This is a genomic window from Salmonella sp. 741265116_PST (genome assembly GCF_046567715.1).
Classification (GTDB): Bacteria; Pseudomonadota; Gammaproteobacteria; order Enterobacterales; family Enterobacteriaceae; genus Salmonella; species Salmonella enterica.
The window spans coordinates 1-20,476 of record NZ_JBKFPH010000044.1 but is presented as its reverse complement, the minus strand read 5'-3'; the positions used below and the strand labels follow the sequence as shown (position 1 = coordinate 20,476).

At 51.4% G+C, this 20,476-nt stretch carries 21 protein-coding genes and 1 pseudogene; 12 read left to right on the top strand and 10 right to left on the bottom strand.

Annotated elements, in window-relative coordinates; genetic code table 11:
• Positions 1–339: 339 nt before the first annotated feature.
• A complete protein-coding gene (locus tag ACLD11_RS20520) occupies positions 340–498 on the bottom strand; it encodes a hypothetical protein (protein ID WP_411015308.1) in 159 nt (52 codons plus the stop codon).
• Between the two features lie 101 nt (positions 499–599).
• On the opposite strand from ACLD11_RS20520, the pseudogene ACLD11_RS20515 reads away from it, so the two are divergent.
• Positions 600–921: pseudogene (locus ACLD11_RS20515) on the top strand (hypothetical protein).
• Between the two features lie 9 nt (positions 922–930).
• Here ACLD11_RS20515 and sigE read toward each other — a convergent pair.
• Together sigE and sopB are read right to left on the bottom strand one after the other, a co-directional pair.
• On the bottom strand, positions 931–1,272 hold the full coding sequence (gene sigE, locus ACLD11_RS20510) for a type III secretion system chaperone SigE (RefSeq protein WP_183059220.1): 342 nt from the start codon (positions 1,270–1,272) through the stop codon (positions 931–933).
• A gap of 16 nt (positions 1,273–1,288) precedes the next feature.
• A complete protein-coding gene (gene sopB / locus ACLD11_RS20505; RefSeq protein ID WP_411015307.1) occupies positions 1,289–2,974 on the bottom strand; it encodes an SPI-1 type III secretion system effector inositol phosphate phosphatase SopB in 1,686 nt (561 codons plus the stop codon).
• A 331-nt stretch (positions 2,975–3,305) separates the two neighbouring features.
• Here sopB and ACLD11_RS20500 point away from each other — a divergent pair, with 331 nt between their 5' ends.
• On the top strand, positions 3,306–3,476 hold the full coding sequence (locus ACLD11_RS20500; RefSeq protein WP_001111006.1) for a YlcI/YnfO family protein: 171 nt from the start codon (positions 3,306–3,308) through the stop codon (positions 3,474–3,476).
• Positions 3,477–3,479: 3 nt separating this feature from the next.
• Here the strand turns inward: ACLD11_RS20500 and ACLD11_RS20495 are convergent, their stop codons facing one another.
• The 4 genes from ACLD11_RS20495 to hprR all read right to left on the bottom strand — a co-directional run bounded on the left by ACLD11_RS20495 (position 3,480) and on the right by hprR (position 7,375).
• Positions 3,480–3,587 (bottom strand): hypothetical protein, encoded by a 108-nt coding sequence (locus ACLD11_RS20495; protein WP_411015306.1) that lies wholly within the window; start codon positions 3,585–3,587, stop codon positions 3,480–3,482.
• 108 nt (positions 3,588–3,695) lie between these two features.
• The gene (locus ACLD11_RS20490) at positions 3,696–5,165 is read right to left on the bottom strand and encodes a C69 family dipeptidase (protein ID WP_411015305.1); all 1,470 of its coding nucleotides are present in this window, start codon (positions 5,163–5,165) and stop codon (positions 3,696–3,698) included.
• Positions 5,166–5,337: 172 nt separating this feature from the next.
• Positions 5,338–6,702, bottom strand: coding sequence for a heavy metal sensor histidine kinase (locus ACLD11_RS20485; RefSeq protein WP_411012237.1), 1,365 nt, complete (start codon positions 6,700–6,702; stop codon positions 5,338–5,340).
• On the bottom strand, positions 6,695–7,375 hold the full coding sequence (gene hprR, locus ACLD11_RS20480) for a response regulator transcription factor HprR (protein WP_156016771.1): 681 nt from the start codon (positions 7,373–7,375) through the stop codon (positions 6,695–6,697). The genes ACLD11_RS20485 and hprR overlap by 8 nt, the downstream gene beginning before the upstream one ends.
• 135 nt (positions 7,376–7,510) lie before the next feature.
• Between hprR and hiuH the strand changes: the two genes are divergently transcribed.
• Positions 7,511–7,921, top strand: a complete 411-nt coding sequence (hiuH, locus tag ACLD11_RS20475) for a hydroxyisourate hydrolase (protein WP_000833182.1) — start codon at positions 7,511–7,513, stop codon at positions 7,919–7,921.
• Positions 7,922–8,253: 332 nt separating this feature from the next.
• Here hiuH and ACLD11_RS20470 read toward each other — a convergent pair whose 3' ends face one another.
• From ACLD11_RS20470 to hpaR, 3 genes are all read right to left on the bottom strand, one after another.
• Positions 8,254–8,766, bottom strand: a complete 513-nt coding sequence (locus ACLD11_RS20470; RefSeq protein ID WP_001195556.1) for a 4-hydroxyphenylacetate 3-monooxygenase reductase subunit — start codon at positions 8,764–8,766, stop codon at positions 8,254–8,256.
• Between the two features lie 17 nt (positions 8,767–8,783).
• Positions 8,784–10,346, bottom strand: coding sequence for a 4-hydroxyphenylacetate 3-monooxygenase, oxygenase component (gene hpaB / locus ACLD11_RS20465; RefSeq protein ID WP_000801496.1), 1,563 nt, complete (start codon positions 10,344–10,346; stop codon positions 8,784–8,786).
• Between the two features lie 217 nt (positions 10,347–10,563).
• Complete coding sequence (gene hpaR / locus ACLD11_RS20460) at positions 10,564–11,004, bottom strand: homoprotocatechuate degradation operon regulator HpaR (RefSeq protein WP_000543922.1); 441 nt, start codon at positions 11,002–11,004, stop codon at positions 10,564–10,566.
• A 274-nt stretch (positions 11,005–11,278) separates the two neighbouring features.
• Between hpaR and hpaG the strand changes: the two genes are divergently transcribed.
• From hpaG to ACLD11_RS20415, 9 genes are all read left to right on the top strand, one after another.
• Positions 11,279–12,568 (top strand): 4-hydroxyphenylacetate degradation bifunctional isomerase/decarboxylase, encoded by a 1,290-nt coding sequence (gene hpaG, locus ACLD11_RS20455; RefSeq protein WP_000679216.1) that lies wholly within the window; start codon positions 11,279–11,281, stop codon positions 12,566–12,568.
• Positions 12,565–14,031, top strand: coding sequence for a 5-carboxymethyl-2-hydroxymuconate semialdehyde dehydrogenase (gene hpaE / locus ACLD11_RS20450; RefSeq protein ID WP_000723529.1), 1,467 nt, complete (start codon positions 12,565–12,567; stop codon positions 14,029–14,031). The genes hpaG and hpaE overlap by 4 nt, the downstream gene beginning before the upstream one ends.
• Before the next feature lies 1 nt (position 14,032).
• Complete coding sequence (hpaD, locus tag ACLD11_RS20445) at positions 14,033–14,884, top strand: 3,4-dihydroxyphenylacetate 2,3-dioxygenase (protein ID WP_000517001.1); 852 nt, start codon at positions 14,033–14,035, stop codon at positions 14,882–14,884.
• A 9-nt stretch (positions 14,885–14,893) separates the two neighbouring features.
• Complete coding sequence (locus ACLD11_RS20440) at positions 14,894–15,274, top strand: 5-carboxymethyl-2-hydroxymuconate Delta-isomerase (RefSeq protein ID WP_001119852.1); 381 nt, start codon at positions 14,894–14,896, stop codon at positions 15,272–15,274.
• Between the two features lie 143 nt (positions 15,275–15,417).
• Positions 15,418–16,221, top strand: a complete 804-nt coding sequence (gene hpaH, locus ACLD11_RS20435; RefSeq protein ID WP_000884795.1) for a 2-oxo-hept-4-ene-1,7-dioate hydratase — start codon at positions 15,418–15,420, stop codon at positions 16,219–16,221.
• 10 nt (positions 16,222–16,231) lie between these two features.
• Positions 16,232–17,023: a 4-hydroxy-2-oxoheptanedioate aldolase gene (gene hpaI, locus ACLD11_RS20430; RefSeq protein WP_411015304.1), complete on the top strand. Its 792-nt coding sequence runs from the start codon at positions 16,232–16,234 to the stop codon at positions 17,021–17,023.
• 71 nt (positions 17,024–17,094) lie between these two features.
• Complete coding sequence (gene hpaX, locus ACLD11_RS20425; RefSeq protein ID WP_001285803.1) at positions 17,095–18,471, top strand: 4-hydroxyphenylacetate permease; 1,377 nt, start codon at positions 17,095–17,097, stop codon at positions 18,469–18,471.
• Positions 18,472–18,480: 9 nt separating this feature from the next.
• A complete protein-coding gene (hpaA, locus tag ACLD11_RS20420) occupies positions 18,481–19,377 on the top strand; it encodes a 4-hydroxyphenylacetate catabolism regulatory protein HpaA (RefSeq protein ID WP_183059212.1) in 897 nt (298 codons plus the stop codon).
• 13 nt (positions 19,378–19,390) lie between these two features.
• Entirely contained in the window at positions 19,391–20,329 is a 939-nt protein-coding gene (locus tag ACLD11_RS20415) for an MBL fold metallo-hydrolase (protein ID WP_411015303.1), read from the top strand.
• The last annotated feature ends 147 nt before the right edge of the window (positions 20,330–20,476 follow it).

Here is a 20,476-nt window from a genome sequence, read left to right as displayed (position 1 = left end):
GGCGGGTCACACTGCCTTCCAAATAGCCTGTACTCGTCAATACGGTTCTCGCTGTACGCTTACTTCTGTTATGCACAGCCTTTTTCATCAGATGAGAGTAACTGGTTGTTGCGTGATTCAATGAGCTACGAGTCTGGTCAACATGTTTTTTGTAGTGGCACACTAAATTTGGCCACCTGATTAAAGGTGATATTCTCACCACTACAGTTGTGAAAATCAGGCTGACGTTAATAAAACACGCCAGCCTGAAGTAATATTCAGTTCATCAGGGACTGATGAAACATAATGACCAGATATACCCTCAGTCCTGATATGGTTGTTATAATTTTCTGTAAAAAATTAACAACCACATATCTGACACCAGTCACTTGGTTTCTCTATATCTGATGGCCAGCTGTCACACCACTTTGGGCGAATCAATGCTACGGGGCCAGACGGCCAGCCACCGGAGGTGTGTTTTGTATTATCTGGTTGTGGGGGGGAATCACTGGCAGCCATCGCCGATGCCGAAAAGGCGGTAGCCGACAACACCAGAAGCAATGGTAAAAATATACGATGTCTCATAATATCACCCGTGAATGTTCAGATTATCCTTGCTATTGACTTCCTTCATTTCCAGCATAACTCACGCTTCATCATCATTGAATAAACAATTAAGCTTGTTGAGCGAAAATTTACTTAAACAAAAAATAATAAGCACTAATATTTTTTGCAGTATTTTAATTTATACCAGAATAAATGTGCGTAGATGGCGTAAAACCTGATGAGCAGGAATACTTACACACTAAAAATGCTCCCACAAACAGAGAAAATGAGAGAGAGGAACGTTTGCCCCTTACATTTCCACCAAAGATTCTGGTCTTGTCTTTTCAGGTAAAGGGCATACGTATCGCGTTTTATCTCATTAAGAAAGCATGTTGACGTATTACATTATGCATAACGCTCTTTCAATTGCTTCACGTTTGAAATGAATAATTCAAAACCAGTGAGTGCCTCTTCTTCGGTACTGGTTTGCGGCAAGCGATAAAGCGCCACTAAAGCAGTATTGTCTGCGTCGGCGCCGATAGTGACGGCGCTGGCGTAGTTAAGACGTAAAAAATGCTGCAAAGTCAGGATGTCGTCAGGCAATGGCATAAAGGGACAACACATTTCCAGTGTAAGATCGGATTCATTAAAATAAACCTGTATCCCATCATCAATGATGAGAAGTGGCTCATCTTCTGGCGCATCCAGGCCTAACGCGGCATATAAACGATTTAATATATTTTCCATACAATTACCTCAAGACTCAAGATGTGATTAATGAAGAAATTCCTTTTACTGACTGCCAAATATTTTCATCCCCAATTCGTTTTTGATAGGATAGATTGAGCACTTCTGGCGATAAATTTTTCATCACTTTGTTTCCCGCCCCACCCGTATTTTGTTTCTGGATCTCCAGGTTGCCGCTATTCAGTAATACTTTTTGGAAAATTTTCTGTCCACTGCTATCCGGAAGACTGCCAGGCGCATTTAAAATATGGGTCTGATGTAAAGAAATGAGCTCTCGCCTGATTTCTGAATCCATCATCCCTGTACGATCTTTGCCGCTTTTACAATTCCAGGCGGGCACCGCCTCAATTTCATGGGCTAACATGGCAAGGCGTTGTGCGAGTTTATAGGGTTCGCCGCCATCTTTATGATGTAGGTTATTTTTCCAGATATCCTTAATCTGGCGTGCTAATGTATTTACGACCTCATAATTATCCGGGTATTGCTCCAGCCATTCGCCAACCCAGCCACCTGGTCTGGCTTCAGGGCGTAAATCATTGCCTAATAACTGATGTAGCGCTTCGGCATTATAGCTATCAGATGCCTTAAGGCCAAAGCCGAGCTTGAGCGCCAGCTCATTAACACCCACATTAAATGCGGCGACGTCCGGTTTTATTTTTACCGTCTGTAGATCGCCATCTTTATTGCGGATTTTTAAATGAATCATTTTTCCCGGCTGGGTTAACGATTGCCATGCGCGCATTTGATCCTCGACCATCGTTCCCTCTTTGCCGAAAATATTCGACGCGGTGAGTAACCCGACGGATACCAGTTTCAGGCTTACCGCTTCGCCCGCTAAGGCTCTGTTAAGCAACTCAGGTTTACTAAAAAGTGCCGCAGTTAATACTTCTTTGGCTTTGTTTTCAGCGCCAGCCTGACGCAGAAGCGGATCTTTCACATGATAGGGGGAAAGCACGCCATGACGTATCCCGCAAAAAAGCGTTTTATCTTTACCGTCCTCATGCACACTCACCGTGGACATCCACAAATTATTGGCGTGATGAATATTCCTGGTATCCCAACTGCATACGCCCTTTCCCTGATAAGCACTGGGAAAGATATCTTTTGCGCCGATTTTCATCTCTGCGGCAGGGAGCTGCGTGTTGGTATAGTGATGCCCGTTATGTGTGAGTGTATTTTTTATGGTTTGCCAGGGCTGGTTATTAAGCTGCTTGATTTGAGCATCTCTAAACGCTACTGTCGCAAAGCGATGAGCCTCTTTTGCAGGTAAGCCATTTTGCTGCTGAGTGCGTGCTGCAATAAGTTCGATAAGATTTTTCTTCAATGCTTTTGCCGCGGCTTCTTCTTGTTTTGTTGCTGGCCGGTCCGCTTTAACTTTGGCTAACTCCATTTGTTTTGCCATTGACGTTAGAACCGGGTCTTGTTTACCCAGAACGGTTGCCGCGACGGTAAGAAGATCGCGCTGTAAGTTATAGAGGTTATGCAGCGAGTGGTTAGACGTCTTCTGATGCTGTAGATAATTCCCCCATGTCGCGCCAGGTTCTCGCAGGACAATAATTTCCGGGCGAGCGTCGGACGCTTTAGCCGGCGCTTTGCCCTGACCTGATAGAATCTGCATTCCATTGTATAAGGTTTTTTGTAGGCTTTTAAAAGCCTCCTGGGTTTTTAGTGAAGCTGAGTGATAGAAGCTCTGTATTTGCATAGCGTTTTTAATATTCCTGAATAGGGGAGTGGGAACATTCGACAGGGTTAACAACCCTCTAAAAGGGTGTGACATTTATTCGCCAGGAACTTTAAAAAAATGTCCTTTTTAGTGAGAAAGCGCTTCTGATCAAGCGGGGATGCGTCCTGACGTCCATACGTAGTGGCGATCATGGGGGAGATCGGTACATCAAATGTTCATAAAATCTACAAACTTCACAATTTATGGCACAACTTTTATTGAAAACCCACCTTCTTGACTCAGATCAAATTCACCGATTTACTCCTGCGTAAAGTAACGGCGTTACATCAAATGTTATACAGGTGTGTGTATGCCAGCAAAGCCCCGGACAAGTAAGACCGTGACGAAAAATATTCGTTTTTCCTATTCCATGCTTGAACAGATAGAATTCGCGTTGAAATCTGAAAAGACGCGGAATTTTTCAGCATGGGTAAAAGAGGCCTGTCGGGAAAAGTTATGTAACACGGGACATAAGCTGTAGTTATCATTTTATGCGAGAGGAGGCGGCCATTTTGAAAAGAACAACGTGCTTATATACCTCCTGGGTTTTTGCCGCTTTTGTCTCTCTGCTGATATTTTCCTGGAGTGTCATAAACTATCCTCTCTATGAATCCATAATAATTATTGTCTTTTATATCTGGCTAATTCTGGTACCGCTTTATCTTATTGTGTATGAGTGGTTAATAGATTGTCATTAAATTTATGGTTGCGTACTTGAAAAGTGATATTTCATATCTGTGCGGTAAGTCATTGTCGTAATGATATTATTGGTCAGGCGACGGGCGAGCGTCTGCGCATTTTGCATCGTTTTATCTTCAAAATTTTGTAGTAAGCGTTGCGCTTCTTTCGGATGCGACGCATATAATCTCAGATAGCTCTGCTCCATCTTATACTGCTGCTTAGCTGTTTGCTGTTCAAATGTTTTCCAGGCGTATTGCACATCTGGCGCAAACGCATTGTAGTCCTGCATAACCAGCGTTTGCAGCGTGCGGAATGTCCAATAGGTAGAGTCGTTGCTCGCCCGATCGGTTCCTTTATCATCTCCGGGTTGATAATGACGCATCCCCTGATAATAGGGGAGATAGACGCTAAGAGATGGCATTCCATAGGCGATGTATTCTACGTCGCCGATAGCCTGCGGTAATTTCGGTCTGACCTGTAAAATATGTGATTCCTGGGTACGAAAAACGGATATGGGTCGCCATGGTTCTTGTGGATTATGACTGGCATAAGGGGCGTGCGACGTTCCCTGATAGTGATTGCGTAACGCGTTTTTTACTGCCGCCACGCTAATTTTCGTCATCGGCGTTAAAAAAACGGGAAATGTTTCCCCTTCGCTAACGACCGTATCCAGATGCGGGTTAAACTGGTGTTGTAGCGTCCAGACGCGCGGATAATTATAGGTGGTATCGTTTTTGTTATCCTGCGAATAGGCTTGATGGAAGTCGAATTCGCCGCGGGCCGGATCATATAATCCCTGCTTTTTCGCAAAACTGACTAACGTTGGTGACGCCATATAATTCGCGTTATCATTCGGATCGTAATGGCGTAAACGTCCCTGATTGGCGGAAACGAAATAGCTATCTGCCGGAAGTCGTACTGCCAGCCATTGATGTCCGCTTCCCGTCTCCAGATACCATATCTCTTTGCTATCAATAAACGCGACGCCGAAACCTTCGCCCGCGCCTTTTTGTTCAATAATATCTCCCAGTAATTTGGCGCCCTGACGCGCCGATTGCGCCACTGGCAGGATCACGGACTCAATGGCGTCTTCCGTGATTCCCGTTTTTGTCACGTAAGGATCGGCAGCCAGCGCCGCTCTGCCGTTATAAATGGTTTCCGTTGCGCTCATTCCGACGCCCGCCGAATTGAAACCGGCTTCACCCATGGCGTTATCGTTAGTATCAAAGTCATGAATCGCCGTATAGCGCATCGCTGTCTCCGGAAGCGGCCAGCTAAAATTGTTCCGATGTGCTTTATACTCGCCTTGTTGATGAAACGCGACGGGATGAATAACCTTATGCTTGGCGTTATTTGCCGAGCCATCCTCGTTGCGCGCGATAATGAAGGAGCCGTCAGCCGAAGCCTGATTGCCTACCAAAAGGGTAGTACAGGCGATGACTTTACCTATACCCAGCAGCGTAACGGCGAATGCAAGATACTTTTTCATAAAGGTTCCCACTGAATAACGCGTTATGGGATGAATTGACCCTGGATTGGAAACCGAGAAAGTGATCGAGCCAGCAATATTCTTTGCCGGCATCCTTTATTTTCTTTTTATTGAGGTTGTATTGATAACCACAGCCCTGTGGCAGGGAAGGGGAACAGAACCTGTACTGACCTTAGCTATCACCGCTATCAGGCAGACGAACCGAAAAGATATTATGTTCATCGGCATAACGGTAAGATGCCGAGCCACCGTGCAATAGAGCAATCGCGTTAACCAACGATAGCCCCAGGCCGAAACCGGTAGTGTGGCGGGCATTATCTCCTCGCCAAAAACGCCGGAAAAGCTTATCCGCATCGGCGGGGTGGCTGCCTGGATTAGCGACCCGAATTTCTGCAACGTTATCATCATAAGCGCTTTCAATACGTATCACGGCGTTTTCATCAGAATAACGGATGGCATTCGTCAGCAGGTTTGAGAGCATTCTTTGTAATAATATTTCGTCAGCCCATACCGTTCCCTGAGATTGATTTATAAAACAGATGCGCTTCTCCTCGGCAAGGGGGCTAAGATAATCCAGCATATTTTCAACCAACGCATTGAGCGAAACAGGCTGTTTTTTTACCGCTATATTCTGGTGCTCCGCGCGTGCCAGAAAGAGAATATTTTCTGTCAGTCGCGACAGTCCCTCCAGCTCTTCAATATTATCGACAAGGGCTTGTTGATACTCTTCGGCGCTGCGTTCCTGACTCAGCATCACCTGATTCTTCCCCAGTAAAATATTAACCGGCGTGCGCAGCTCATGCGCCAGATCGTCGGCAAATTGGTTCAGGCGTTCAAAATCGTCGGAAAGCTTCTGGCGCATGGTATTTAGCGCTTGTCCAAGCGGCCTGAGCTCGACGGGTAACGCCTGTTCCGCCAGCGGCTGGCGAAGTGTGCCGCTATCTGTCGCCGCGGTGAGTCGGCTGAGCGACGTAATGGCCCGCAGCCCGTTTCTGATGACTAATGGACTGAGCGCCGAACAGACGAGGATCGCGATAAGGCTAATCAGCAAACTGTTGCGGCGATATTGCGCCAGCATTTGCCGCCTTTCCGTCGCCAGCCTGGCAATAGTAAGGGTCAGTGGGTCATCGCCGCTTCTGGCGTTTACCCGTACCGCGGTCAGCTCCGTGCCTTGTACCGCCTGGCGAAATAAGGTTTCGCGGGTGATGTTTTTAGCCAGCGGAATCTCGTTAAAGCGTTGGTCGGGGATGCCGCTATGATTAATCGCAACATTGTGGCCTGTTGCTGAATGGATCAATAAGATATCCTGCTTCGTATCCACCATCCGATTGAAATAGAGCGGCAGATTTTCCGGCCTGGCACCATCCAGTAACAGTTGCTGCATTTGTGCCGCCCGATTTATTAGCGTCATATCATCCCGATACGTTAATTCTTTGCTCAGCGCGTTATAGAGCGTCCAGCTAATGCTGGTACAGGCAAGGATAAGGATGGCGATAAAAGAAATTGTCAGGCGCAGAGTCATTGATAACTTAACCATTCTGCGACGTTTCCGCCTGTAATCGATAACCCATCCCCCGGACGGTCATAATGAGCTTCTTTTCAAATGGATCGTCTACTTTGGCGCGCAGCCGACGAATTGCGACATCAACGGTGTTGGTTTCACTATCAAAGTTAATTCCCCAAACTTCGCTGGCGATCGCGGTTCGGGGCACGATTTCTCCTGCCCGGGACGCCAGTAACCAGAGGAGCAGGAATTCTTTGCGGGTCAGGGAAATCGGTTTGCCATTTCGTGACACCGATTGCTTTGTGGCATCCATGTCCAGTCCATTGATCGTCAGTCGGGTAAAGACAGGGACATGCTGTCTGAGTTGAGCTCTCACCCGGGCCAGCAGTTCGGCGAAGGAAAAAGGCTTAACAAGGTAATCATTAGCGCCCGCCTCAAGACCTTTGACGCGATCCTCAACCGAGTCGCGCGCCGTCAGGCAAATAACAGGGGGCTGATACGCCGTGCGTAACGCGCGTAAAACCTGCCATCCATCAAGCCCCGGCAGCATAATATCAAGAATAATCAATGAATAATGTTCCTGAAGGGCCAGGTGCAATCCGTCTCGTCCATCACAGGCATAATCAACCACATAGCCTGCCTCCGTGAGTCCCTGACGTACCCACTGAATGGTTTTCTGGTTATCTTCAATCAATAAAATCTTCATCAACGCAGTATGCCATAGGCTTGGTAGCGAATCCGTAAATCTCCAACAAGATGACATAATTGTCATGTCCGTGTAAGGTTAATCCTGGACGCGCCAGATATATTTTCCTGCATCAATACCGTAAAGGAGTGAAGCATGAAACGATATATACTGGCTACCGCGATAGCGTCTCTTGTTGCAGCCCCGGCAATGGCGCTGGCCGCTGGCAACAATATTCTCAGCGTGCATATTCTCGATCAGCAAACAGGCAAACCGGCGCCCGGCGTGGAGGTGGTACTGGAGCAGAAAAAGGATAACGGATGGACGCAATTAAACACCGGGCATACCGACCAGGATGGACGAATTAAAGCACTGTGGCCCGAAAAAGCTGCCGCGCCGGGGGATTATCGCGTTATTTTTAAAACCGGCCAGTATTTTGAAAGTAAAAAACTGGATACGTTTTTCCCGGAGATTCCCGTCGAGTTTCATATCAGCAAAACGAATGAGCACTATCATGTGCCGCTGTTATTAAGTCAGTATGGTTATTCAACCTATCGCGGGAGTTAATTTAGAGCCTATCCCATTAGGGCTGTTTTACTTGCCATTGTGGTCCTGGGCAGTGCTCGCCAAAACGCGTTAGCGTTTTGAACGCCGCTAGCGGCGGCCCGAAGGGCGAGCGTAGCGAGTCAAACCTCACGTACTACGTGTACGCTCCGGTTTTTGCGCGCTGTCCGTGTCCAAACTGGCTGCGCCAATAACGCCTGGTGGGATAGGCTCTTAGATTTTATTAATCGCCGCGATTTATGGCGAGCAAACATCGCGGCGGGAATAAAAATCTTCAGCGTATCGACTCTTCTCCCACAAGCGGTGGTTATCCCGCTTGTGGGCATGAGTGACGGTTAAACAGGCGCTTCCATCTCAAGTCTGACCGGATGAAAACGGCGTTTGAAATAAATCAGGCCATGCCCATCCTGGCTAAGGATAATATTTTTGATCGCCACCAGATACACCAGATGCGTGCCAATGGTTTGTACCTCGCTAATCTCGCCTTCAAGACCGGCCAGCGCGCCGTTAAGTACCGGCTGGCCCAGCGGCCCGTTTTGCCAACATGGCTGGTGAAAACGCTCCTCCATCGCCATCCCCGTCATACCGGCAAAGTGGCGCGCCATCAGCTCCTGCTCATGGTTAAGTACATTAATGCACAGCCTGCCGTTGCCCTGAAAAACGGGGTTCATGGCGCTATTGGCATTAATACATACCATTACGGAGGGCGGCGTATCGGTGACGGAACAGACCGCTGTTGCGGTGATACCGCAGCGTCCGGCGTGACCCGCCGTGGTTACGATGTTGACCGCTGCCGCCAGACTTGCCATCGCATCGCGAAAACGCAGACGTTGTTCATCTACTTGCATAAGAACCTCCTGCCGCGTTATTTCAGCAGCTTATCCAGTTGATTGATGTCGTCGTTATTGTGCAAATGCGAAACCGTCCAGCCATTCTGATCGTATTCGGAGAGGCAGCGATCGACCATTGCCATCATCTTATCCATATTGCCGGAGCTCTGGGCCTGACGCAGGCACTGTAGACGAATTTCATCCTGGCTGCCCGAGTAGTTAATCTCGTACAGCTCATGGCGACCGCCAAACTCGCTGCCGATGGCATCCCACATCAATTTAAGAATTTTGATACGTTCAACATGGTCCATTCCGTTAGAGCCGCGTACGTATTTCGCCAGGTACTGGTCGATTTGCGGATTATTCAGATCGCGGGCGCTGGAAGGCAGGTAAATCAGGCCGCTGGTAACGTTACGTTCAATAATATTTTTAATTTTCGCGTAGGCCATTGGGGCCATGACACGATAGGTTTGCAGCGCAGCGTGGTCCGGTAGCCAGGCGCCGTTTACCCACGGGGTTGCTTCAGAACACATAGAATCGCTCAATGCCCAGAACATATTGCGCCAGGCCACGACTTCGCCGAGATCGGCCTGCACGCCCCGGAACTCTACGGTACCCGTACATTCGAGCGATTTTTTCAGCAGCGCGGTAATGAAATCAAGTTTAACCGCCAGACGAACACAGGCTTGCAGTGGATACATACGGGCAAAGCCGCCTTCCATCGTCCAGCGACGGCAACGATCAAAATCACGGTAAATTAATACGTTTTCCCACGGGATCAGCACCTTGTCCATCACCAGAATGGCATCGTTTTCATCAAAGCGGCTGGAGAGGGGATAATCAAACGGCGAGCCCGTCGCGCCCGCGACCATTTCATACGAGGCGCGCGAAATAAGTTTTACGCCTTCGGCATCCATTGGCGCGACAAACATCAGAGCAAAATCCGGGTTTTCGCCCATCACCTGGGCTGAGCCGAAACCAATCATGTTGTAGTGAGTCAGGGCGGAGTTAGTGGCGACAACTTTCGCCCCGCTGACAATAATCCCGGCGTCCGTCTCTTTCTCCAGCTTGATATAGACGTCTTTCACTTCGTCGGCAGGTTTGTGGCGGTCAATGGGCGGGTTGACGATAGCATGGTTAAAGTACAGGCCGGTCTCCTGAATACGGGTGTACCAGTTACGGGCGTTCTGCTCAAACTGGCCGTAGAAGGCTGGGTTAGCGCCCAGAGCGCAGCCAAAGGCGGCTTTGTAATCCGGTGTGCGCCCCATCCAGCCGTAACTCAGGCGTGACCACTCGGCGATAGCATCACGCTGTTGGCGCAGATCGTCTGCGCTTTTCGCCACGCGGAAAAATTTATGTGTATAACCGCCGCTGCCGGTATCGGTATTCCAGCACAGGGTATCTTGCATCGACGGTTTATGTAATGCGTCATACAGTTGTGCGACAGAGGCTGCGGCATTGCGGAATGCCGGATGTGTCGTAACATCTTTAACGCGTTCACCGTAAATATAAATTTCCCGCCCGTCCTGCAGGCTTTTTAAATACTCTTCGCCCGTTAACGGACGCTTGTTATCAGTACGAAAATCTTCAGGTTTCATTGCGGCCTCTTCCTCGTTAATCGGAATTTTTTGTTAAAAATATGTTTCTTATTTGTTGTTTAATTGAATAGGCAGAAGCGTAAACTGTGAAGAGACTTTCAGGACAACGGCGGGTACTTTTCAGATGAACGTCGAAGAAGAAGAGTAAAATGCGATCGCCGTCAACGTTGTAAGCGGGAGGGGATTCCCGCGTCGGCGGCGTGGGAAGGTAAGAATACTATGCTTCCGCTTCGCTATCAGGATGCTGGCGTCCCAGAGCAATAAGATCGTCCAGCAGCAGCATCAATTGCTGTGTTTTTTCGGGCGTGAAATCGGCCTCAATTTTTCGATAAGCCTCTTCAACCTGGCTCCGGGCACGGGCGTACAACGTTTGTCCCTGCTCCGTCAACATGACATATAACTTACGCTGATCGTTAACCGGCTTGAGTCGCAACACCAGTCCGTCTCGCTCCATGCGCGTCAATATTCCGGTCAGACTTGGACGCAAAATGCAGGTACGAAAGGCCAGCTCATGAAAATCCATAGAGGGGCTATCGGCCAGGATTCGCACAATGCGCCATTGCTGGTCGGTCAGATTGTGGCTTTTAACGATGGGGCGGAAATAGGTCATTGCCGCTTCGCGCGCCTGAAGCAATGCGATGGTTAATGAATCATGCATAAGCGTTTCTCTTTTGCAGAATTATTAATACCTGAATAATCGTGTTTACCGATGTGAGCTATGACATCTGTTTTATGTCCAAAGTTTAACAGAAACAAAGGGTTTTATTTAACTATTTGATATGTATGCATTTAATTATTATTTTGTGAAAATATTGTTAATCACATCACAAATACTTTACTTCAGCTTGCTAAATGTACAGCGAAAGCATAAATCTAATCATTAATATATTAATGAAATCACAGCCCGTTAAATCGGCCTGAGGAGTTTATGTATGAAGGGTACTGTTTTCGCCGTTGCGTTAAACCATCGCAGCCAGCTTGATGCCTGGCGAGAGGCTTTCTCTCAGCCTCCCTATAATGCGCCGCCTAAAACCGCAGTGTGGTTCATCAAGCCGCGTAATACGGTGATTCGTCACGGCGAACCCATTCCTTATCCGCAGGGAGAAAAGGTACTGAGCGGCGCGACAGTGGCGCTCATTGTGGGGAAAACCGCCAGCCGGATACGCCCTGAAGCGGCGGCGGACTATATCGCCGGGTATGCGCTGGCTAACGAGGTCAGCCTGCCGGAAGAGAGCTTTTATCGCCCGGCGATTAAAGCGAAATGTCGCGATGGCTTTTGCCCGCTGGGTGAAATGGCGCCGCTGAGTGATGTGGATAACCTCACCATTATCACTGAAATCAACGGACGAGAAGCGGACCACTGGAATACTGCCGATTTACAGCGTAGCGCCGCACAACTGCTTAGCGCGTTAAGTGAGTTCGCTACGCTTAACCCTGGCGATGCGATCTTACTCGGTACGCCGCAGAATCGCGTTGCGCTGCGTCCCGGCGATCGGGTGCGTATTCTGGCGAAAGGTTTACCCGCTCTGGAAAATCCGGTTGTCGCAGAAGATGAATTCGCCCGCCACCAGACGTTTACGTGGCCGCTGTCAGCGACGGGAACGTTATTTGCGCTGGGGTTGAACTACGCCGATCACGCCAGCGAGCTGGCATTTACGCCGCCGAAAGAGCCGCTGGTATTTATCAAAGCGCCAAACACCTTTACCGAACATCACCAAACGTCGGTGCGCCCGAACAACGTCGAATATATGCACTATGAAGCCGAGCTGGTGGTGGTGATTGGCAAAACGGCGCGTAAGGTGAGCGAAGCCGAAGCCATGGAGTATGTGGCCGGTTACACCGTCTGTAACGACTACGCGATCCGCGACTATCTGGAAAACTACTACCGTCCGAATCTGCGGGTAAAAAGCCGCGACGGCCTGACGCCGATAGGCCCGTGGATTGTGGATAAAGAGGCGGTTTCTGATCCGCATAACCTGACGTTACGCACCTTTGTCAACGGTGAGCTGCGCCAGGAAGGGACGACCGCCGATCTGATCTTCAGCATCCCGTTCCTGATTTCTTATCTGAGCGAATTTATGACGTTGCAACCGGGCGACATGATTGCCACCGGTACGCCGAAAGGGCTGTCCGATGTGGTGCCGGGGGATGAAGTTGTCGTGGAAGTAGAAGGCGTGGGTCGCCTGGTTAACCGAATCGTCAGTGAGGAGAGCGCAAAATGAAGAAAATAAATCATTGGATTAACGGCAAAAATGTTGCAGGTAACGACTACTTCCAGACCACTAACCCGGCGACCGGTGACGTGCTGGCGGAAGTGGCCTCCGGCGGTGAAGCAGAAGTGAACCAGGCTGTCGCGGCGGCAAAAGAGGCGTTCCCGAAGTGGGCCAACTTGCCGATGAAAGAGCGCGCGCGCCTGATGCGTCGTCTGGGTGACCTGATTGACCAGAACGTACCGGAAATCGCGGCGATGGAAACCGCCGACACCGGCCTGCCTATTCACCAGACTAAAAACGTGCTGATCCCGCGCGCCTCGCATAACTTCGAATTCTTCGCCGAAGTGTGCCAGCAGATGAACGGCAAGACCTATCCTGTTGACGATAAAATGCTCAATTATACGCTGGTGCAGCCCGTCGGCGTCTGCGCGCTGGTGTCGCCGTGGAACGTGCCGTTTATGACCGCGACCTGGAAAGTCGCGCCGTGCCTGGCGCTGGGTAACACCGCGGTGCTCAAAATGTCCGAGCTGTCGCCGCTGACTGCCGACAGGCTGGGCGAGCTGGCGCTGGAGGCAGGAATTCCGGCAGGGGTGCTGAACGTGGTGCAGGGCTACGGCGCGACGGCGGGCGATGCGCTGGTACGCCACCATGACGTGCGTGCGGTGTCGTTTACCGGCGGTACCGCCACCGGTCGCAATATCATGAAAAATGCCGGCCTGAAAAAATACTCGATGGAGCTGGGCGGCAAATCGCCGGTGCTGATTTTTGAAGATGCCGACATTGAGCGCGCGCTGGACGCCGCGCTGTTCACCATCTTCTCGATCAACGGCGAACGCTGCACCGCCGGGTCGCGCATCTTTATCCAGCAGAGCATTTACCCTGAGTTCGTGAAGCGCTTTGCCGAACGCGCGAATCGCCTGCGTGTCGGCGATCCGACCGACCCGAACACCCAGGTCGGCGCGCTGATTAGCCAACAGCACTGGGAAAAAGTCTCCGGTTATATCCGCCTCGGCATTGAAGAGGGCGCAACGCTGCTGGCGGGCGGTGCGGAAAAACCCACTGACCTGCCTGCGCATCTGAAAGGCGGTAACTTCCTGCGCCCAACCGTGCTGGCCGATGTCGACAACCGTATGCGCGTCGCGCAGGAAGAGATCTTTGGGCCAGTCGCCTGTCTGCTGCCATTCAAAGACGAAGCGGAAGGGTTACGTTTGGCGAACGACGTGGAATACGGTCTGGCCTCTTATATCTGGACCCAGGACGTGAGCAAAGTGTTGCGCCTGGCGCGTGGGATTGAAGCCGGCATGGTCTTCGTTAACACCCAGAACGTCCGCGACCTGCGCCAGCCGTTCGGCGGCGTGAAAGCCTCCGGTACCGGGCGCGAAGGCGGCGAATATAGCTTCGAAGTGTTTGCGGAAATGAAAAACGTCTGCATCTCAATGGGCGACCATCCTATCCCAAAATGGGGAGTTTGATATGGGCAAGTTAGCGTTAGCAGCAAAAATTACCCACGTGCCGTCGATGTATCTTTCTGAACTGCCGGGAAAAAATTACGGTTGTCGTCAGGCAGCCATTGATGGGCATATTGAAATTGGCAAGCGTTGCCGCGAAATGGGCGTTGACACCATTATCGTATTCGACACCCACTGGCTGGTGAATAGCGCTTACCACATTAATTGTGCCGACCATTTCCAGGGCGTCTATACCAGCAACGAATTGCCGCACTTTATTCGCGACATGACCTATGACTATGACGGTAATCCGGAGCTCGGCCACCTGATCGCCGACGAGGCAGTCAAACTGGGCGTGCGCGCTAAAGCGCATAACATCCCGAGCCTGAAGCTGGAGTATGGCACGCTGGTACCGATGCGCTACATGAACAGCGACAAGCACTTCAAAGTGGTCTCCATCTCGGCGTTCTGCACTGTGCATGATTTTGCCGACAGCCGCAGACTGGGCGAAGCCATTCTCAAGGCGATTGAGAAATATGACGGTACCGTAGCGGTATTCGCCAGTGGTTCTCTGTCGCACCGTTTTATTGACGACCAACGGGCGGAAGAGGGGATGAACAGCTATACCCGCGAGTTTGATCATCAGATGGACGAGCGCGTGGTCAAGCTGTGGCGCGAGGGCAAATTCAAGGAGTTTTGCACCATGTTGCCGGAGTACGCCGACTACTGCTACGGCGAAGGCAACATGCACGACACGGTCATGCTGCTGGGAATGCTGGGTTGGGACAAATACGACGGCAAGGTGGAGTTCATCACCGACCTGTTCGCCAGCTCCGGTACCGGCCAGGTGAACGCTGTTTTCCCGCTGCCTGCGTAAGGGGGGGTTATGCCGCACTTTATTGCTGAATGTACTGAAAATATTCGCGAGCAGGCTGATTTACCCGGCCTGTTCAGCAAGGTAAACGAGGCGCTGGCCGCCACCGGAATTTTCCCCATCGGCGGTATCCGCAGTCGCGCCCACTGGCTGGATACCTGGCAGATGGCTGACGGTAAGCATGATTACGCGTTTGTACATATGACGCTGAAAATCGGCGCCGGGCGCAGCCTGGAGAGCCGTCAGGAAGTCGGCGAAATGCTGTTTGGGCTGATTAAAGCCCACTTCGCCGACCTGATGGAGAACCGCTATCTGGCGCTGTCGTTTGAGATTGCCGAGCTACATCCGACGCTCAATTACAAACAAAACAACGTACACGCGCTGTTTAAATAGCACACTCTTTCGCCCGGTGGCGCTGCGCTGACCGGGCCTACAAAAAAACGATGCACGAAGCAATACCGAACCGTAGGCCGGGTAAGACGCACCCGCGTCGCCACCCGGCGCAGCAGCACCGAATGACGTAACAGGAAGCAACTATGCTCGATAAACAGACCCATACCCTGATCGCTCAGCGACTTAATCAGGCTGAAAAACAGCGTGAACAGATTCGCGCAGTGTCGCTGGATTATCCCAACATCACTATTGAAGATGCATATGCCGTACAGCGTGAATGGGTCAATATCAAGATCGCCGAAGGGCGCACGCTCAAAGGCCACAAAATCGGCCTGACCTCAAAAGCGATGCAGGCCAGCTCGCAAATCAGCGAACCGGATTACGGCGCGCTGCTTGACGATATGTTCTTCCATGACGGCGGCGATATCCCCACCGACCGTTTTATCGTCCCGCGTATTGAAGTGGAGCTGGCGTTTGTGCTGGCGAAACCGCTGCGCGGCCCTCACTGCACGCTGTTCGACGTCTACAACGCCACGGATTATGTGATTCCGGCGCTGGAACTGATTGACGCCCGCAGCCACAACATCGACCCGGAAACCCAGCGCCCGCGCAAAGTGTTCGACACCATTTCCGACAACGCCGCCAACGCCGGGGTGATCCTCGGTGGTCGCCCCATCAAACCAGACGAGCTGGATCTGCGCTGGATCTCCGCGCTGCTCTATCGCAACGGCGTGATCGAAGAAACCGGCGTCGCCGCAGGCGTGCTGAATCATCCGGCCAACGGCGTGGCGTGGCTGGCGAACAAGCTTGCCCCCTACGATGTCCAGCTTGAAGCCGGGCAGATCATCCTCGGCGGCTCGTTCACCCGCCCGGTGCCGGCGCGCAAGGGCGACACCTTCCATGTCGATTACGGCAACATGGGCGCGATCAGTTGCCGGTTTGTGTAAGGAAAAAACGATGAAAAATGCTTTCAAAGACGCGTTAAAAGCGGGGCGCCCGCAAATCGGTTTGTGGCTGGGGCTTGCCAACAGTTACAGCGCTGAACTGTTAGCGGGCGCCGGCTTCGACTGGCTACTGATTGACGGTGAACATGCGCCAAACAACGTGCAGACGGTGTTGACCCAGTTGCAGGCGATTGCGCCTTATCCCAGCCAGCCGGTTGTGCGTCCGTCATGGAACGATCCGGTACAGATTAAGCAACTGCTCGACGTCGGCGCGCAAACGCTGCTGATACCGATGGTGCAGAATGCCGATGAAGCGCGAAACGCCGTGGCGGCTACGCGTTATCCGCCTGCCGGTATTCGCGGCGTGGGCAGCGCGCTGGCGCGGGCATCGCGCTGGAATCGCATTCCGGACTATCTCCACCAGGCCAACGACGCCATGTGCGTACTGGTGCAGATTGAAACGCGTGAGGCGATGAGTAATCTGGCGTCAATTCTCGACGTGGATGGCATTGACGGCGTGTTTATTGGCCCGGCGGACCTCAGCGCCGATATGGGCTTTGCCGGCAATCCGCAGCACCCGGAAGTGCAGGCGGCGATTGAGAACGCCATCGTGCAGATACGCGCGGCGGGGAAAGCGCCGGGGATTCTGATGGCCAATGAAGCACTGGCGAAACGTTATCTGGAACTGGGGGCGCTATTTGTCGCCGTCGGCGTTGACACCACGCTGCTGGCGCGCGGAGCACAGGCGCTGGCGGCGTGCTTTGGCGCAGAAAAAAACCTGTCCGGTGCGTCCGGCGTCTATTAAGCCTGGCCCGGTAAGCGCAGCGCTACCGGGCAACCGTAGTACCCTACAAAATTCCCATCAGAGGAAAAAAAATGAGCGACACATCATCTGCACTTCCGGAAAGCCCCGAGTCTGTCAGTTCGCACAACGCGCTCAGCACGGGTCAACAAACCGTCATAAATAAACTGTTCCGCCGACTGATCGTATTTTTATTCGTGTTGTTTATCTTCTCGTTTTTAGACCGTATCAACATCGGTTTTGCCGGGTTGACGATGGGGCAGGATCTGGGGTTAAGCGCCACCATGTTTGGTCTTGCCACGACGCTGTTTTACGCCACCTACGTCATTTTCGGCATTCCCAGCAACGTGATGTTGAGCATTGTCGGCGCCCGCCGCTGGATTGCGACCATTATGGTGCTATGGGGCATTGCATCTACCGCCACTATGTTCGCGGTGGGACCGAAAAGCCTGTATGTGCTGCGAATGCTGGTGGGCATTACCGAAGCGGGCTTTTTGCCAGGAATATTGCTCTATTTAACCTACTGGTTCCCGGCATTTTTCCGCGCCCGCGCCAACGCATTATTTATGATTGCCATGCCGGCCACTACCGCGTTGGGGTCGATTGTCTCCGGCTATATTTTATCGCTGGACGGCATATTCAATCTGCATGGATGGCAGTGGTTATTCCTGTTGGAAGGATTTCCGTCAGTTTTGTTAGGCATTATGGTGTGGTTTTACCTGGATGATACCCCGGCAAAAGCCAAATGGCTGACGGCAGAGGATAAAAAATGTTTGCAGGAGATGATGGATAATGACCGCCTGACGCTGGTTCAGCCGGAGGGGGCCATCAGCCATAACGCCATGCAGCAGCGTAGTCTGTGGCGCGAAGTATTCACGCCAATTGTACTGATGTATACGCTGGCCTATTTTTGCCTTACCAATACGCTTAGCGCCATTAGTATCTGGACGCCGCAAATCCTGAAAAGTTTTAATGAAGGCAGTAGCAATATCACCATCGGCCTGCTGGCGGCGATCCCGCAGATTTGTACTATTCTGGGCATGATTTACTGGAGCCGCCATTCGGACAAACATCAGGAGCGTAAACATCACACGGCGTTGCCGTTCCTGTTTGCCGCCGCGGGCTGGCTGCTGGCGTCGGCTACCGACCATAACCTGATCCAGCTCCTGGGGATCGTGATGGCATCCACGGGTTCCTTTAGCGCGATGGCGATCTTCTGGACCACGCCGGATCAGTCGATCAGTTTACGCGCCAGGGCGATAGGCATTGCGGTCATCAATGCCACCGGCAATATTGGCTCCGCGCTCAGCCCGTTTATGATTGGCTGGCTAAAAGATATCACCGGTAGCTTCAATAGCGGACTCTGGTTTGTCGCTTCTCTGTTAGTCGTTGGCGCCGCCATTATCTGGCTCATCCCCATGAAAGCATCGCGTCCGCGCGCCACCCCTTGAGGAGAAACTATGTGCCAACGTGCGATCGCCAATATTGATATCAGCAAAGAGTATGACGAAAGCATGGGCAGTAACGATGTGCATTATCAGTCGTTTGCTCGTATGGCGGATTTCTTTGGTCGTGATATGCAGGCGCATCGCCACGACCAGTTTTTTCAAATGCACTTTCTTGATACCGGGCAGATTGAGCTACAGCTCGACGATCATCGCTATTCGGTGCAGGCGCCGCTATTTGTGCTTACGCCGCCCTCGGTGCCACATGCTTTTATTACCGAATCGGATAGCGATGGTCATGTTCTGACGGTACGCGAAGAGCTGGTTTGGCCGCTGCTGGAAGTGCTTTATCCCGGCACCAGAGAGGCCTTCGGCTTGCCGGGAATCTGTCTGTCACTGGCGGATAAACCCAACGAGCTGGCGGCGCTCAAACATTACTGGCAGCTAATTGAGCGGGAGTCCACGGAACAACTGGCTGGCTGCGAACATACCCTGGTGCTACTGGCGCAGGCGGTATTTACCTTGCTGTTGCGTAATGCGAAGCTGGACGATCACGCCGCAACCGGGATGCGCGGTGAACTGAAACTTTTTCAGCGCTTTACCCTGTTAATTGACAACCACTTCCATCAGCACTGGACGGTGCCCGATTATGCCTGTGAGCTGCATATTACCGAATCTCGTTTGACCGATATCTGCCGCCGTTTTGCTAATCGCTCGCCTAAACGACTGATTTTTGATCGGCAATTACGCGAGGCGAAACGACTGCTGCTTTTTTCCGACAATGCTGTCAATGAGATCGCCTGGCAATTAGGTTTTAAAGATCCGGCTTATTTCGCCCGTTTCTTTAATCGCCTTGCTGGCTGTTCTCCTTCGCAGTTTCGCCAACGTGAAGTTCCCTCTTTTCTCAACTAAGAAGAGTAAAAACATGATGAAAAAAAGCGTCGCTATGCTGGCGGTTTGTATGCTGGCGCAAAGCCACCTTGCCATTGCTGCCGGTGCTCCTGCGCCTCAAGAGATCAACATTGTTTTACTGGGCACCAAAGGCGGGCCTTCTTTGCTCAATACAGCCAGACTACCGCAAGCGACGGCGCTCACTATCGGCGATAAAATATGGCTGATAGATGCCGGCTACGGCGCCAGTCTGCAACTGGTGAAAAATGGCATTCCACTGTGCAACATCAATACTATTTTGCTCACCCATCTGCACAGCGACCACATACTGGATTATCCTTCCTTGCTGATGAATGCCTGGGCAAGTGGCCTGCAAGACCATACCATACAGGTTTATGGCCCGCCGGGAACCCAGGCGATGACGAAGGCTGGCTGGAAAGTCTTTGACAGGGATATCACGCTACGCATGAAAGAAGAGGGGAAACCCGATCCGCGCAACCTGGTTAAGGCGACCGATATTGGCCAGGGCGTCATCTATAAAGATGAACTGGTTACAATCAGCGCGCTGAAAGTGCCTCATTCCCCTTTCCCGGACGGTGAAGCGTTTGCTTACCGTTTTGATACTCAGGGTAAGCGAATCGTCTTCTCTGGCGATACGTCCTGGTTTCCTCCGCTTGCAACGTTTGCCCAGGGGGCGGATATCCTGGTACATGAGGCGGTACATGTCCCTTCGGTAGCAAAACTGGCTAATAGTATTGGCAACGGAAAAACGCTGGCTGAGGCGATTGCGTCGCATCACACCACGATTGAAGATGTCGGTAAGATTGCTCGCGAAGCCCACGTGAAAAAACTGGTGTTAAGTCATCTGGTGCCTGCGACGGTTGCGGATGACGTCTGGCAACAGGAAGCCATGAAAAATTACCCGGGCCCTGTCATTGTCGGTCATGACAATATGACGATAAGCGTACCGTAAGCATCAGGGCAGGGGTAAACCCACGGGCTGACATGATGTCAGCCCGTTATGCTTTTGGCGATCAGCATGACACGCAGAGCTTTTGTCTATACCCTTCATACTTCAAGTCGCTTATGTGTTGGCTACGGATTACTCGGCCCATCCATG

Coding starts and splice junctions, on each gene's coding strand:
- hpaR (WP_000543922.1), bottom strand. CDS start 11,004: ATGCATGATTCATTAACCATCGCATTGCTTCAGGCGCGCGAAGCGGCA.
- hpaA (WP_183059212.1), top strand. CDS start 18,481: ATGTGCCAACGTGCGATCGCCAATATTGATATCAGCAAAGAGTATGAC.
- ACLD11_RS20490 (WP_411015305.1), bottom strand. CDS start 5,165: ATGAAAAAGTATCTTGCATTCGCCGTTACGCTGCTGGGTATAGGTAAA.
- hpaD (WP_000517001.1), top strand. CDS start 14,033: ATGGGCAAGTTAGCGTTAGCAGCAAAAATTACCCACGTGCCGTCGATG.
- hpaI (WP_411015304.1), top strand. CDS start 16,232: ATGAAAAATGCTTTCAAAGACGCGTTAAAAGCGGGGCGCCCGCAAATC.
- sigE (WP_183059220.1), bottom strand. CDS start 1,272: ATGGAAAATATATTAAATCGTTTATATGCCGCGTTAGGCCTGGATGCG.
- ACLD11_RS20485 (WP_411012237.1), bottom strand. CDS start 6,702: ATGGTTAAGTTATCAATGACTCTGCGCCTGACAATTTCTTTTATCGCC.
- hpaH (WP_000884795.1), top strand. CDS start 15,418: ATGCTCGATAAACAGACCCATACCCTGATCGCTCAGCGACTTAATCAG.
- ACLD11_RS20415 (WP_411015303.1), top strand. CDS start 19,391: ATGATGAAAAAAAGCGTCGCTATGCTGGCGGTTTGTATGCTGGCGCAA.
- ACLD11_RS20440 (WP_001119852.1), top strand. CDS start 14,894: ATGCCGCACTTTATTGCTGAATGTACTGAAAATATTCGCGAGCAGGCT.
- sopB (WP_411015307.1), bottom strand. CDS start 2,974: ATGCAAATACAGAGCTTCTATCACTCAGCTTCACTAAAAACCCAGGAG.
- ACLD11_RS20500 (WP_001111006.1), top strand. CDS start 3,306: ATGCCAGCAAAGCCCCGGACAAGTAAGACCGTGACGAAAAATATTCGT.
- ACLD11_RS20520 (WP_411015308.1), bottom strand. CDS start 498: ATGGCTGCCAGTGATTCCCCCCCACAACCAGATAATACAAAACACACC.
- hpaX (WP_001285803.1), top strand. CDS start 17,095: ATGAGCGACACATCATCTGCACTTCCGGAAAGCCCCGAGTCTGTCAGT.
- hpaG (WP_000679216.1), top strand. CDS start 11,279: ATGAAGGGTACTGTTTTCGCCGTTGCGTTAAACCATCGCAGCCAGCTT.
- ACLD11_RS20470 (WP_001195556.1), bottom strand. CDS start 8,766: ATGCAAGTAGATGAACAACGTCTGCGTTTTCGCGATGCGATGGCAAGT.
- hpaE (WP_000723529.1), top strand. CDS start 12,565: ATGAAGAAAATAAATCATTGGATTAACGGCAAAAATGTTGCAGGTAAC.
- hpaB (WP_000801496.1), bottom strand. CDS start 10,346: ATGAAACCTGAAGATTTTCGTACTGATAACAAGCGTCCGTTAACGGGC.
- hprR (WP_156016771.1), bottom strand. CDS start 7,375: ATGAAGATTTTATTGATTGAAGATAACCAGAAAACCATTCAGTGGGTA.
- ACLD11_RS20495 (WP_411015306.1), bottom strand. CDS start 3,587: ATGACACTCCAGGAAAATATCAGCAGAGAGACAAAAGCGGCAAAAACC.
- hiuH (WP_000833182.1), top strand. CDS start 7,511: ATGAAACGATATATACTGGCTACCGCGATAGCGTCTCTTGTTGCAGCC.